The organism is Castellaniella sp., from assembly GCF_049650445.1.
Taxonomy (GTDB): domain Bacteria; phylum Pseudomonadota; class Gammaproteobacteria; order Burkholderiales; family Burkholderiaceae_B; genus Castellaniella.
This window is the reverse complement of the sequence record NZ_JBASAD010000017.1, coordinates 171,083-185,508: the sequence shown is the minus strand read 5'-3', so window position 1 is coordinate 185,508 and position 14,426 is coordinate 171,083. Positions and strand designations below refer to the sequence as shown.

Sequence of the window (14,426 nt, the reverse complement as noted above, 5' to 3'; positions counted from 1 at the left end):
AAAAAACCGTCCAAGCAGAGCAGTTTCAAGCCGGAATCAAAGGGCCGGCCTTGTCGGGAGGGACAGACGGCCTTTGTTCATGGCACAACACCATTTCGATTTTGTCAGGGAAGTAAACTCAAATGACGTCTCACGTCAAATTACGGCTGTTGAGCGGTGCATATGGGGTGGCCCGTCTACCCTCTTCCGATCCTGTTCCGGCGTGGGCCGATGGGGGCGGATTCGCCAGCATCAGCCGTACCGACGACGAGCTTTCCATCGTCTGCCTGCAAGATCGCATCCCGCAAGATGTGCAATCGGATGGCGGTTGGTCATGCTTCAAGTTTCAAGGCCCGTTTGCCTTTGATGAAACCGGCGTCGTGCTCTCCGTGATCGAGCCTTTATCAACCAACGGCATCGGGATTTTTGTGGTTTCCACCTTCGATGGAGACCACATGCTTGTGAAATCGAGTGACCTGAAAAAAGCGCGTGGTCTGCTGGAGAATGCGGGTCATGCTCTGTTTTGAGTATGCACACCCGTGGGCCGCACGCGGTCCGTGTCACGCCGATCCCATTGCTCAGACGCGACACGCCAGTCAACGGTTCTTTGAATGGCTGCAACAGACTGGTGAGGCGGCGCTGGTGGCGCGCAGGGCAGTATCTCGCGCTCGGATCGTCAAAGTGGTGGTGAAAGAACTGAATACCTGAGGGGGCTGAACATGAACGAAAAGGATCTTCTTCTCGGACCGGTGCTGTCGTTCCGCGGCATCGGTAAAGGCGATGTATGGAAGGTGAGTGCGCTGGTGGGCCTCAAGGCAAGCGCTGCCGTTCCGACGATGCAGATGGATGGCAAGGCCTGCCCCACGCCGAAGGAGTTAATGGCCATCCAGGGCGAACGCTATCTGCGCTACGACCTGTCCTGCAAAGTCTTGAAGAACGAGCGCACGGTGAGTTACGGCATTCCAGGCGGGCTGACTTGGAGCATGACGGTGCCCGGCAAGGATTTCTCGCCGCGCATGGCCTATGTGTCCTGTAACGGTTTTTCCGATCCGGCAGTGATGCGCAAGCTAGTTCGCACATCCGATGCGGTGTGGGAAGACCTGCTCTACAGCCACGACCGCACGCTACGCAGAAAACAAGGTGTAGGCGAAACCAAACTGCTGGACAAGGAGCAGCTGTGGCATGAGAAGCGCATCCACGACAAAGGCTTGCAGCGCTTTCATCTCATGCTCATGGGAGGCGACCAGATCTACTTCGACTCAATCTGGGAAGACATCAAGGCATTGCGCCAGTGGGTGGCCCTGCCTCGGCAGGCGCAACTGGACTTCAAGATCACCAAGGCGCTGGATCGCGAGATAGAGGCCTATTACTTTGGGCTGTACAAGCAACGGTGGCTGCCCAGCGAGAGGAAGCCCTGGTCGTCGCCTACGGCCACGCTGGACGCGAGTACTGCGATGGCGTCCATCCCCACAGTGATGATGTGGGACGACCACGACATCTTCGACGGCTGGGGCTCGTACAGCTGCGAAATGCAGAACAGTCCGCTCTTTCAAACGTTGTTCCGCCACGCCCGACGCGCCTTCTGGGTATTTCAGATGCAGCATGCGCTGAACGACCTGCCCGAGCTGGAAGACACGACGCCGGCGGGCTTTTCCCGCCAGGACCCTTTGCTCAAGCCCTTCGCGTGGAGCCAGGTGCTCGCAAATGATTCGCTGGCGTTGCCCCTGCTAGATAGCCAACCGGGATTCACTTCCGCCTATTCCATCGGCCCAGTGGCCATCTTGGCGGCTGATCTGCGCACCGAGCGCTCACGGGCGCAAGTGATGGGTTCGGAAACCTGGAGCCAGATCAAGAAATGGACCCGAAATCTGGAATCTGGCAACGCGAACGCACAACCCAAGAGTGCCTGCCAGCACCTGCTGTTCATGTCCTCGGTCCCCGTGGTGCATCCGAAGCTGCCCCTGGCCGAGTCGCTTATGGACAAGTTTGGGCAAGACCACGTCACGGACAGCAATGCCGACGACCTGAAGGATCACTGGTCCCACGATGACCACGAAGGTGAGCGCAAGCGCCTTCTGGAAGTGTTTTCCCACTTGGCGCGCGACAAGAAGATCAGGGTGTCTCTTGTGTCGGGCGACGTGCACGTCGCGGCCTGGGGCACGGCCTACCGGAAAGACTTGCCTGCTTCAGAAACCTGGTCGCAGATCCACCAATTCACCTCGTCGGCCGTGGTTCATCCCTCGCTCATGGGCGTGATGGAGCGGCTGTTCCTGTCCTGGCTGAACACCAACGCCAAGCAACCGCAAAACATCGACGTGCAGTATGTAGCGGAGGTGATGCCTTTCCCGGGGTATGACAAGCACATCATGGCAGCGCGCAACTGGCTGGCCTTGGAGCTGGACATGGGCGTGACCGAGGGATGCAAGCTGTGGGCGACTTGGCGATGTGAAACCGAAAACAGCTTCTCGAATCACTTGCTCGCAGTTCCACCGGTTGCATGACTCTCGTAAAGTCCGCTGTTCGGTCTAGAGTTCGCATATCTCATTTCCCGAGAGCTATCTGCTTCTTAAAGATAGGGTCCGCACCCCATGAATTCTCAAAACACCAGCATAGAAGCGATTCCTGCCAACTCCAGCATCATCAAAGTACGCCTGCAAGAGTTGAACAAGCTGTTCGATCTCATGGACCCGGCTCCGCCATACAAACAAGACTTGCATCCCAATGTGGCGGAGCACATTGTCGAAAGCGCGAGAGAGCTTCCTGCCAAAGCCCTACTGGCACTGGTTCTCCATGTGGATCAGGCAGCCCCTCTGGCCCGAAGCGATCACGCGGTGAGTGATGCCACCCGAGCCTACTTCGCCCACCGATCGACCCAAGTCCAGCGCAAACTACGACTACACCTGCGACGCGGCGTCATCAGCCTGATCATCGGTTTGGCATTTCTTGCCACGACTTTGACCACATCTCAATTGCTCGGCGTAGGCGGTTTTGCGACAACGCTACGCCATAGCCTGGAGATTGGCGGATGGGTGGCTTTATGGCGCCCTATGGAGATGTTTCTATACGATTGGTGGCCCATCTTGGGCGATAAGATTCTTTATCGACGACTCGCCCGGATGCCCGTGCAAATCAAATACTCCGCAAACAATAGATAAATCTAAAGAAATTTGTTTATTTAAATCGATTTCTTAAAAACCCGCCCTTATTTCCACTCATTCCCACTCGATCGTCGCCGGCGGCTTGCTCGACACGTCGTACGTGACCCGATTGATCCCGCGCACTTCATTGATAATCCGCGACGACACCTTCTTCAGCAGCGAATAAGGCAGTTCCGCCCAATCCGCCGTCATGAAGTCGGTGGTCTGCACGGCGCGCAGGGCCACGACGTAGTCGTAGGTGCGGCCATCGCCCATCACCCCCACGGACTTCACCGGCAGGAAGACGGTGAAGGCCTGGGACGTCAGGTCGTACCAGGACTTGCCGGTTTCGGGATCGATGGTGTTGCGCAGTTCGGTGATGAAAATGTCGTCGGCGCGGCGCAGCAGGTCGGCGTATTCGCGCTTGACCTCGCCCAGGATGCGCACGCCCAGGCCAGGGCCGGGGAACGGGTGGCGGAACACCATTTCGGGCGGCAGGCCCAGGGCCAGGCCCAGGTGGCGCACCTCGTCCTTGAACAGTTCGCGCAGCGGTTCCAGCAGCTTCAGATTCAGGGTCTCGGGCAGGCCGCCGACGTTGTGGTGCGACTTGATGGCGACGGCCTTGCCGGTCTTGGAGGCCGCCGATTCGATGACGTCGGGGTAGATGGTGCCCTGGGCCAGCCAGCGGGCGGACTTGAGCTTGCCGGCCTCGACCTGAAAGACTTCGACGAATTCGCGGCCGATGATCTTGCGCTTGGCCTCGGGGTCGGCGACACCGGCCAGCTTGCCCAGGAACTGCTCGCTGGCGTCGATGTGGATGACGCGAACGCCCAGATTGCGGGACATGACGTCCATGACCTGCCGGGCTTCGTTCAGGCGCAACAGACCGTGGTCGACGAAGACGCAGGTCAGTTGATCGCCGATGGCCTTGTGGATCAGCGCAGCGGCGACGGAAGAATCCACACCACCGGACAGGCCCAGGATGACTTCGTCGGACCCGACCTGCTCGCGGATGTGGGCGACGGCCTCGGCCACATAGTCGGGCATGTTCCAGTCGCGCGCGCAGCCGCAGATCTCGGTGACGAAACGCGCCAGGATGGCCTGTCCCTGGAAGGTATGGGTGACTTCGGGATGGAACTGGACGGCGTAGAAGCCGCGCGTCTCGTCGGCCATGCCGGCGATCTCGCACGACGGGGTGGAGGCCATGCGCTTGAAGCCCGGCGGCAGCGCCGTGACGCGGTCGCCGTGGCTCATCCAGACCTTGAGCATGCCGTGGCCTTCGGGGGTCTCGAAGTCCTGCAGACCGGTCAGCAGACGGGTATGGCCGTGGGCGCGGACTTCGGCGTAGCCGAATTCGCGGTGGTCGGAAAATTCGACCTGGCCGCCCAGTTGCAAGGCCATGGATTGCATGCCGTAGCAGATGCCCAGTACCGGCACGCCGGCCTGGAAGACGGCGGCGGGGACTTTCAAGGATTCATCGGCATACGCCGAGGCATGACTGCCCGACAGAATGATGCCCTTCAGGCCCTGCGCTTGCTGTTCACGGATGAAATCGTCGCTCACGTCGCCCGGGTGGATTTCACAATACACACCGGTATCGCGGACACGGCGGGCAATGAGCTGGGTGACCTGTGAACCGTAGTCCAGGATGAGGATGCGCTGGTGGTGCATGATGGGCGATTCGGATGGGCTGTTCAAGGCGTTAATGTAACCCAGGGACGCCCCGGATGTCGCGGCGCGACGGGACACTGATGGGATTAAAGTAGAGGGCTCAAGGAGATCACCGCCCATGGCATCCCACGCCTCTCGCATTCCCCTGCCCCTGGCCGGGTTGCTGGCCCTGGCCGTTGCCATGGGCATCGGCCGCTTCGCCTTCACGCCCGTCCTGCCGATGATGCAGACCGATCTGGGGCTGAGCCTGTCCCAGGGCAGTTGGCTGGCCAGCGCCAATTACCTGGGCTATCTGCTGGGGGCGCTGCTGGTCACGCATCTGAGCTGGTCACCCGCGACGCTGTTGCGGGCCGGCCTGTGGACGGTGGTGCTGGCGACGGCGGCGATGGGGCTGGACAGCCACTGGCTGGGCTGGCTGTCGTGGCGGCTGCTGGCCGGAGTGGCCAGCGCCTGGGTGCTGATCGGGACGTCCGCGCTGTGCATCGCACGTCTGAATGCCACCGGGCAGACGGAACGCAGCGGCGTGGTCTTCGCAGGTGTGGGCTGCGGCATCGCCTTTGCCGGGCTGGCCTGCATGGGCCTGACGCTCGCAGGGACGACGGCGTCGCACGCCTGGCTCTGGCTGGCGACCGCCGCCCTGGCCGGGCTGCTGGGTGCGTCGATGCTGTGGCGGACGGTGGACGCCGCAGCACCCACGCCGGCCCCAGCCCCAGCCTCGCCGGCGACAGCCGCGGCGGAATCCAGCCATGCCACGACGCAGGCGACGGCCTGCGCCGCCCCGTCTCTGCACTGGGGCCTGATCCTGTGCTACGGGGTCTACGGCTTCGGCTACATCCTGCCGGCCACCTTCCTGCCGGCCCAGGCGCGGCTGCTGGTGCCGGACCCCTGGCTGTTCAGCCTGGCCTGGCCCGTCTTCGGCGTGGCAGCCGCACTCTCCACGGTCATTTCCAGCCGTCTGACGCGCCGCTATACCCGACCGCAGATCTGGGCCGGCGCCCAGGTCGTGATGGCGGTGGGCGTGCTGGCGCCCGTCTTGTGGCATGCCCTGCCGGCCATCCTGCTGGCCGCCTGCTGCGTGGGCAGCACCTTCATGGTGATTACGATGGTCGGCCTGCAAGAGGCCCAGGCCGTCGTCGGTCAGGCCGGCGCCAAGCGCCAGATGGCGGCGATGACGGCCTCGTTCGCCCTGGGGCAGTTGATCGGCCCGATCTTCTTCAGCCTGACGCACGCCTGGTTCGGTGCATCGCTGGAATTTGCCCTGGTGCTGGGGACGCTGGGCCTGCTGGCGGGCGTCCTCCCGATTATGCGGCTGGGGCGCCCTGCCTGAGACCTGAGACCTGAGTCAGACCAGGCCACTGCGCGCAGGAATCACGGGAAAACGGCTCCCCTGCCCTCAGCCCGCCAGCCGCTGGTAGACCAGGGTGGCAAAGATCGCCGCGCCTTGTGGCAATAGCGCATCATCGAAATCGAATTCGGGATGATGGCAGGTCAGACCGTCATGGCCCAGGAAGAAATACGCACCCGGACAATGGTCCAGCAGGTAGGCGAAGTCCTCGGACGCCATGAGCGGGGTGACCGGGTCCACGATCTGCTCCGCGCCCAGCACGGTCGCCGCCGCGCGCTTGACGTGCTCGACAGGCCCGGCCTGATTGATGGTGGGCGGCGAACTGAGCAGATGGCGGAATTCAAAGGCGCAGCCATAGCCGCTGGCCATGCCTTCGCACAGCGCGCGCAAGCGTTCCAGCACCCGGGTCTGCGCTTCGCGCGACAGGGTGCGCACGGTGCCCCGCAACACGGCATGGTCGGCAATGACGTTGATGGCGCTGCCGGCCTGAAACTGGCAGACGCTGAGCACGGCCGTATCAAAGGGGCTGACGTTGCGGCTGACGACGGACTGCAGGGACTGCACCAGCGCCGCGCCAGCGACGATGGGATCGTTGGCCTGATGCGGCATGGCCGCGTGACCGCCCACCCCGCGGATGTGGATCTCGAACAGGTCGCAGGCCGACAGGATGGCGCCGACACGCACACCGACCTGCCCCGGGCCGATGCAGTTGTTGTTGTGCAGGCCGTAGAGTTCGTCGCAGGGAAAGTCGCGGAACAGGCCGGCTTCGACCAGGGCCTGGGCGCCCGTCAGGGGTTCCTCGGCCGGCTGGAAGATGAAGACGACCCGGCCGGCAAAATCGGGGTTCTCCGCCAGATGGCGGGCGGCGCCCAACAGGATGGCGGTATGGCCGTCATGGCCGCAGGCGTGCGCGACCCCGTCGCGGATCGAGCGGTGATCGTGCGCGCCCGCGTCCGACATGGGCAGCGCGTCCATGTCGGCGCGCAGCCCCAGGGTCGGCCCTGCGCCCAGGCGGCCATTCAGGACACCCAGAACGCCGGTGGTGCCGCCGTAGCCTTCGTGGACCACGATGCCCCAGGACCGCAGCAGTTCGGCGACGCGTGCCGCCGTGCGGTGTTCCTGGTGCCCCAGTTCAGGGTGGCGGTGAAAGTCCCGGCGCCAGGCCTGCATGGCCTGGGCCAGTTCGTCGCCGATCCGCACGCCCTCAGGGACGCCGGACGCGGCGTCGATCAGGACGTCGCTGATCGGCACGCGATCAGTCCGCCCGATAGTTGGGGGCTTCCTTGGTGATCTGCACGTCGTGGACGTGCGATTCACGCACCCCGGCGGCGGTGATTTCCACGAATTCGGATTGAGCGTGCAAGTCCGCGATCGTGGCGCAACCGCAATAGCCCATGGAGGCCCGGATGCCGCCCACCAGTTGGTAGATGATGGCGATGACGCTGCCCTTGTAGGGGACGCGCGCTTCGATGCCCTCGGGCACCAGCTTGTCGACGTTGTTGTTGGGATCCTGGAAGTAGCGGTCGGCGGAGCCGTCCGCCATGGCACCCAGGCTGCCCATGCCGCGATAGGACTTGTATGAACGCCCCTGGAACAGCACGACCTCGCCAGGGGCTTCTTCGGTGCCCGCGAACATGCCGCCCATCATGCAGGTGGACGCACCCGCCGCCAGGGCCTTGGAGACGTCGCCGGAATAGCGGATGCCGCCGTCGGCGATCAGAGGCACACCGGTGCCTTCCAGGGCCTGGGCCACGTCGGCGATCGCGGTGATCTGCGGCACGCCCACGCCGGCCACGATGCGGGTGGTGCAGATGGAACCCGGGCCGATGCCGACCTTGACGGCGTCGGCGCCAGCCTCGACCAGCGCGAGCGCGGCGGCGGCGGTGGCAATGTTGCCGCCAACGACCTGGATGTTGGGATAGTGCTTTTTCACCCAGCGCACGCGCTCGATCACGCCGGCCGAGTGGCCGTGGGCGGTATCGACCACGATCACGTCCACGCCTGCGGCAGCCAGCTTTTCGACGCGCTCGTCCGTGCCCTCGCCCACGCCGACGGCGGCGCCGACGCGCAACTGGCCCTGGTTATCCTTGCAGGCCAGGGGGTGTTCGGTGTTTTTGACGATGTCCTTGACCGTGGCCAGACCGCGCAACTGGAACTTGTCGTTGACGATCAGCACACGCTCCAGGCGGTGGCGGTGCATCAGGGCCTGGGCTTCTTCCAGGGTGGCGCCCTCGGTCAGGGTGACCAGGCGTTCCTGCGGCGTCATGATTTCACGCAGCGACACGTCCAGGCGATCCTCGAAGCGCAGGTCGCGGTTGGTGACGATGCCCACCAGCTTGCCGCCCTCGACGACCGGCAGGCCGGAAATGCCGTGCTGGCGCTGCAGCGCGATGGCGTCGCGCACCTTCATCGTGGGGGTGACGGTGACCGGATCGATGACGATGCCGAATTCGTGGCGTTTGACACGCGCCACTTCGCGCGCCTGTTCTTCGGCGCTGAGATTTTTATGAATGATCCCGATACCGCCTTCCTGGGCCATGGCGATGGCCAGACGCGCTTCGGTCACCGTATCCATGGCGGCGGACACGAGCGGGATGTTGAGCTGGATGCCCCGGGTCAACTGCGTAGTCAGGCGCGTATCGCGCGGCAGGATTTGGGAATAAGCCGGGACCAGAAGGACATCGTCAAAGGTCAGGGCTTTCTTGATCAGACGCATGGATGAACTCCGCACAAAGATCGATTATACCGTCAGGCCAGCCAGGCCCGCGCGTTGCGGAACATCCGCATCCACGGCGTGTAGCCGCCGTGCGCGGTATCGTCCCCACCCTGGTCCGCCGTGCCCCAGCGTTCGGGACGCCAGGACATCATGACGTTGCGCGTAACGCGTTCCGGGTGCGGCATCATGACGGTGTAGCGGCCGTCGGCCGTGGTCACCGCCGTCAGGCCGGCGGGGCTGCCGTTGGGGTTGGCCGGATAGGATTCCGTGCGCGCGCCCCGGTGATCGACGAAGGCCATGGCTTCGGTCACCCGGGCGACGTCGCCCTGGCGGCTGAAATCGGCGAAGCCTTCGCCATGCGCCACGGCGATGGGCACGCGCGCACCCGCCATGCCGGCAAAGAAAATGGACGGAGAGTCCAGAACCTCGACCAGCGACAGGCGCGCCTCGTACTTCTCGGACACGTTGCGCGTGAAGCGCGGCCAGGCGTCCGCGCCCGGAATGAAGTCGGCCAGCGCCGCCATCATCTGGCAGCCGTTACACACACCCAGCGCAAAGCTGTCCGGACGGGCAAAGAAGGCGCCGAACTGGTCGGCCAGCGCCGCGTTGAAGCGGATGGTACGCGCCCAGCCCTCGCCCGCGCCCAGCACGTCGCCATAGCTGAAGCCGCCCACCGCCACCAGACCGCTCATGCCGTCCAGGCGGATGCGGCCCGACAGCAGATCGGTCATGTGCACGTCCACGGCCTCGAAACCGGCGGTGTCGAAGGCCCAGGCCATTTCGACCTGGCTGTTGCAGCCTTGTTCGCGCAGGATGGCCATGCGGGGACGCGCGCCGGTCGCGATGAAGGGCGCAGCCACGTCGGCCTGGGGATCGAAGCCCACGCGCGGCGACAGGCCCGGGTCCTCGACGTCCAGCCAGGTGTCGTATTCGGCCTGGGCGCAGTCGGGATGGTCGCGACGCGCCATGATGCGCCGCGTGGTCTCGCTCCAGATCTGGCCGAGTTCGGCCAGGGGGCGCTGGTAAATGACGGTGCCGTCGCGGAAGACCTGCAATTCCCGGCGCGTATTGGGCATGCCCACCACGTGGGTGCAGTTCGACAGACCCGCCTGGCGCAGGTGGCGCAGCACGTCGTCGCGCCGCGCACGCGGCACCTGCAACAGCCAGCCGGCCTCTTCATTGAACAAGGCCGCCAGATTGCGTTCATGGTGCTGGACGGACACCTGATCGGCGCGGATCTTGTAGTCACCGGCATCGGCCGTGTGCGGGTCGATGGTCAACATGTCCAGATTCAGGGACACGCCCAGACGGCCGGCGAAAGCCATTTCGGCCGCCGCCGCCAGCAGGCCGCCGTCGGCGCGGTCGTGGCATGCCAGGACCCAGCCCTGGGCCGCCAGTTCGCGCAGCGTCAAAAAGGCCGTGCGCAGCAGGGCCGCGTCGTGCAGATCCGGGGTTTCCGTGCCGATGGTGCCGTAAGCGTGGGCCAGCACCGAGCCGCCCAGGCGCTGGCGCCCTGCGCTCAGATCGATCAGCAGCAGCACGGAGCCGTCGGCCTGGTCACGCAATTGCGGCGTCAGGGTGGCGCGCACGTCGGCCACCGGCGCGAAGGCCGTGACCACCAGCGACACCGGCGACACGACCTGGTGGTCGCCCGCCTCATCCTGCCAGGCGGTCCGCATGGACAGGGAATCCTTGCCCACCGGGATGGACAGGCCCAGGCTCTGACACCAATCGCTGACGGCGGATACCGTGTCGTACAAGGCCGCATCCTGGCCAGGCGCGCCGCAGGCGGCCATCCAGTTGGCGGACAGCTTGACGTCTTCCAGGCGGGCGACGCCGGCAGCGGCCAGGTTCGTCAGCGCTTCGGCCACGGCCATGCGGCCCGAGGCCGCCGGGTTCAGGACCGCGATCGGGCTGCGTTCACCCAGGGCCATGGCCTCGCCCGCCACGCCCTCGTAATCGCGCAGGGTGACGGCGCAGTCCGCCACCGGCACCTGCCAGGGGCCGACCATCTGGTCGCGGGCCGTGAGGCCGCCCACGGTCCGGTCGCCGATGGTGATCAAAAAGGATTTGCTCGCCACGGTGGGATGGCGCAGCACGCGATCGATCGCATCGGGCAGTTCGATGTCGCCGAGATTCAGGGCCTCGCCCGCCACGGCGGCGCGCTCGGCACTGCGCTGCATGCGCGGCGGTTTGCCCAGGATGACGTCCACCGGCACGTCCACGGGCCGCATCCCGACCGGGTCCACCTCGCCCGCCGGACGGTCCAGGCCGGGCAGCCCTTCGTCCAGGGTGACGCGCAGGCGACGTTCCTCGGTGGCGATACCGACCACCGCGTAGGGGCAGCGCTCGCGGTCGGCGATGCGCGCAAAGCGGTCCAGGTCGTCCGGCCGAATGGCCAGCACGTAACGTTCCTGGGATTCGTTGCTCCAGATCTCGGCGGGCGACAGGCCGGATTCTTCCAATGGCACACGGCGCAATTCGAATTCCGCGCCGCGCCCGGCGTCGTTGACCAGTTCCGGGAAGGCGTTGGACAGGCCGCCCGCGCCGACGTCGTGAATCGCCAGGACGGGATTGGACTCGCCCTGCTGCCAGCAGCGGTCGATGACTTCCTGGGCACGGCGCTGCATTTCGGGATTGCCGCGCTGCACGGAATCAAAGTCGAGTTCGGCCTGATTGGTGCCCGCCCCCATGCTGGAGGCCGCGCCGCCGCCCATGCCGATGCGCATGCCCGGTCCGCCCAGCTGCACCAGCAGCGCACCCGGCGGCAACGGGTCTTTATGCGTCAGGCGCGCGTCGATCTGGCCCAGGCCGCCGGCCAGCATAATGGGCTTGTGATAGCCCCAGCGCGTGCCGCCGGCCTCTTGTTCAAAGCTGCGGAAATAGCCCAGCAGGTTCGGGCGGCCGAATTCGTTGTTGAAAGCAGCCCCGCCGATGGGGCCCTCGATCATGATGTCCAAGGGCGTGGCAATGCGGGCCGGCGCACCGCCCGCGTCTTCCCAGGGCTCGACGGCGTCGTCCACACGCAGGTTCGATACGGTAAAGCCGGTCAGGCCGGCCTTGGGCTTGGAGCCGCGCCCGGTCGCGCCCTCGTCGCGGATCTCGCCGCCCGCGCCGGTCGCCGCACCCGGAAAAGGTGCGATGGCCGTGGGGTGGTTGTGGGTCTCGACCTTCATCAGCGTATGGGCCACCACGTCGTGACGCCGGTAGACGGTGTCGGCGGCATCCGCCGCGTGAAAGATCTGCGCCGGGCCGCCGGCCATGACGGCGGCGTTGTCCGAATAGGCAACGATCGTGCCTTCGGGCTGGGCGGCATGGGTGGCGCGGATCATGTCGAACAGGGTCTGCGCCTGAGGCTGGCCGTCCACGGTCCAGTGAGCGTTGAAGATCTTGTGGCGGCAGTGTTCGCTGTTGGCCTGCGCGAACATCATCAATTCGACGTCGCTGGGATCGCGCCCCAGGTCGCGGTAGGCACGCAGCAGGTAGTCGATCTCGTCGTCCGACAGGGCCAGGCCCAGGCGCGCGTTGCAGGCCTCCAGGGCGGCACGGCCCTCGGCCAGCACCGGCACGGCCTGGACGGGCTGCCCGTCCAGGGAAGCGAACAGCGCCTGGCCGTCGAAATCATCCGCCACCACGGTTTCGGTCATGCGGTCGTGCACGCAGTCAGCCACGGCGGCCAATTGGTTCGCGTCCAGCGCGCGCGCGCCCAGCAGACGGCGTTCCGGCACGATGGTGTAGCGCACCCCGCGCTCGATGCGGCGCACCTGCGACAGGCCGCAATGGCGCGCGATGTCGGTCGCCTTGCTGGCCCAGGGGGAAATCGTCCCCAGGCGCGGAATCACCAGAAAATGCGCCGCGTGCCGCTCGGCGGATTGCGGCTTGGCCGTGCGGCCGTCATCCAGCAGCGCCCGCAGGCGCGCCTGGTCCGATTCGCCCAGAGTGCCGTCGATGCCGACGAAATGGCAGGCCTGGGCGCGGACGTCGGCCACCGGCAGATCCCGGGCAGCCAGGGTGCGCAACAGGCGTTCCCTGCGAAAGTCGGACAAAGCGGATGAACCGGGGATGATCAGTACGGTAGTCACGGCGGGACGGCTCGAAGGCATGGAAAACTGTCTATTTTAGCCGCCTTCCACCGTTCAGGGGTCTGGATAGCCAACGTCCAGAATGTCCAGTTCCTCGATCCCCGCGGGGGTGCGCAAGGTCACGGTGTCGCCCTCGCGCGCCTTGATCAGCGCACGGGCCACGGGCGAGACCCAACTGATCTTCCCGGCCAGGGGCTCGGCCTCGTCCACACCGACGATGGTGACGGTGAATTCCTCGCCCTGGCTGTCGCAGTAGTGCACGGTTGCGCCGAAGAATACCTGGTCGCGGTTGGGCTGCTGGGCAGGGTCCACGACCTCGGCCGACTCCAGGCGGCGCGTCAGGTAACGGATGCGGCGATCGATTTCCCGCAGCCGCTTCTTGCCGTACAGATAATCGCCGTTTTCCGAGCGGTCACCGTTGGACGCCGCCCAGGACACGACGGACACGACCTCGGGCCGTTCCACATTCATCAGACGCATCAGTTCGTCGTTCAGCGCCCGGTAACCGGTCGCCGTCATGTAGTTCTTCGTCCCGGCGGGCAGCGCCTGGGATTCGGGCAGGTCGTCGTCCTCGTCGTGATCCGACTCTTTGACGAAAGCCTTGTTCATATGATGTTCCTCAGATCCAGTCCCGCCAGACCGGTGTCAGATCGTCTGGCAGCGGCGGCACCCGGCCCAGTTCTGTACGGGGGATGCCGGGCGCATGGAAATCCGAACCGCGCGAAGCCTCGAAACCGTAGGCCTGCGCGACACGGGCGTAGCGGCTGCACTGGGCAGGCGTATGGCCGCTGGAGACGACCTCCAGGCCGACGCCGCCCTGCGCCTTGAAGGTGTCGAACAGCGCGTCGAACTGCAGCGGTGTATAGCGGTAGCGCCCGGGATGCGCGATCACCGCCTTGCCGCCAGCCGCGCGTATCCACGCCACCACCGACCCCAGATCGGGCCAGCGGGTCGGCACGAAGGCGCGCTTGCCCTCGCCCAGGTAGCGGTCGAAGGCCTGCTGCAGGGATTTGCAGTGGCCTTGTTCCAGCAAATGGCGGGCGAAATGCACGCGGCCGATCAAGTCCGGGTTGTCCGCGTGCCGCAAGGCCCCCTCGTAGGCATCGGCGAAGCCGCACTCGTGCAGCCGTTCGGCGATGACCCCGGCGCGCTCGAAGCGGCTGCGACGGATGCCGGCCAGGCCCACCCGCAGATCGGACTGAGCCGGGTCGATGTTCAGCCCCAGCACGTGGATCGTGCGTTCGCAGAACGTCACGGAAATCTCGACCCCCGGGATGAAACCCAGGCTCAGCTCGCGCGCCGCAGCGGCTGCCTCGGCCAGTCCGGAGGTCTCGTCGTGGTCGCTCAGCGCCCACCAGTCCACCCCCTGCGCATGGGCGCGGGCAGCCACCTGCGCAGGCGGCAGGACCCCGTCAGAGCAGGAGGAATGACTGTGCAGGTCGACGTTCAAAGGCATGGACTACCGGTACGCAGGCTGCCCGCCGGGTTCGTGCGGG

10 protein-coding genes are annotated in these 14,426 nt (G+C 65.4%); 4 read left to right on the top strand and 6 right to left on the bottom strand.

Features of this window, described 5'->3' with window-relative positions; all coding sequences use genetic code 11:
* The first annotated feature begins 122 nt into the window (after positions 1–122).
* From WA983_RS06430 to WA983_RS06420, 3 genes are all read left to right on the top strand, one after another.
* Complete coding sequence (locus WA983_RS06430; protein ID WP_424251762.1) at positions 123–506, top strand: ACT domain-containing protein; 384 nt, start codon at positions 123–125, stop codon at positions 504–506.
* A 192-nt stretch (positions 507–698) separates the two neighbouring features.
* A complete protein-coding gene (locus WA983_RS06425; RefSeq protein ID WP_424311754.1) occupies positions 699–2,480 on the top strand; it encodes an alkaline phosphatase family protein in 1,782 nt (593 codons plus the stop codon).
* 87 nt (positions 2,481–2,567) lie between these two features.
* Positions 2,568–3,134, top strand: coding sequence for a hypothetical protein (locus tag WA983_RS06420; protein ID WP_424252376.1), 567 nt, complete (start codon positions 2,568–2,570; stop codon positions 3,132–3,134).
* Positions 3,135–3,191: 57 nt separating this feature from the next.
* Here the strand turns inward: WA983_RS06420 and guaA are convergent, their stop codons facing one another.
* Positions 3,192–4,787: a glutamine-hydrolyzing GMP synthase gene (gene guaA / locus WA983_RS06415; protein WP_424252378.1), complete on the bottom strand. Its 1,596-nt coding sequence runs from the start codon at positions 4,785–4,787 to the stop codon at positions 3,192–3,194.
* Between the two features lie 118 nt (positions 4,788–4,905).
* Here guaA and WA983_RS06410 point away from each other — a divergent pair, with 118 nt between their 5' ends.
* Positions 4,906–6,114, top strand: a complete 1,209-nt coding sequence (locus WA983_RS06410) for a YbfB/YjiJ family MFS transporter (protein WP_424311753.1) — start codon at positions 4,906–4,908, stop codon at positions 6,112–6,114.
* A gap of 66 nt (positions 6,115–6,180) precedes the next feature.
* On the opposite strand, the gene WA983_RS06405 is transcribed toward WA983_RS06410, so the two are convergent.
* From WA983_RS06405 to WA983_RS06385, 5 genes are read right to left on the bottom strand one after another with little or no spacing between them, the layout of a single operon-like run.
* On the bottom strand, positions 6,181–7,383 hold the full coding sequence (locus WA983_RS06405; RefSeq protein ID WP_424311752.1) for a M20 aminoacylase family protein: 1,203 nt from the start codon (positions 7,381–7,383) through the stop codon (positions 6,181–6,183).
* 4 nt (positions 7,384–7,387) lie between these two features.
* On the bottom strand, positions 7,388–8,848 hold the full coding sequence (gene guaB / locus WA983_RS06400; protein ID WP_424250895.1) for an IMP dehydrogenase: 1,461 nt from the start codon (positions 8,846–8,848) through the stop codon (positions 7,388–7,390).
* Positions 8,849–8,880: 32 nt separating this feature from the next.
* Positions 8,881–12,930, bottom strand: a complete 4,050-nt coding sequence (gene purL, locus WA983_RS06395) for a phosphoribosylformylglycinamidine synthase (protein ID WP_424311751.1) — start codon at positions 12,928–12,930, stop codon at positions 8,881–8,883.
* A gap of 54 nt (positions 12,931–12,984) precedes the next feature.
* Complete coding sequence (gene greB / locus WA983_RS06390; RefSeq protein ID WP_424250899.1) at positions 12,985–13,539, bottom strand: transcription elongation factor GreB; 555 nt, start codon at positions 13,537–13,539, stop codon at positions 12,985–12,987.
* Between the two features lie 10 nt (positions 13,540–13,549).
* Positions 13,550–14,380, bottom strand: a complete 831-nt coding sequence (locus WA983_RS06385; protein WP_424250903.1) for a PHP domain-containing protein — start codon at positions 14,378–14,380, stop codon at positions 13,550–13,552.
* Between the last annotated feature and the right edge of the window lie 46 nt (positions 14,381–14,426).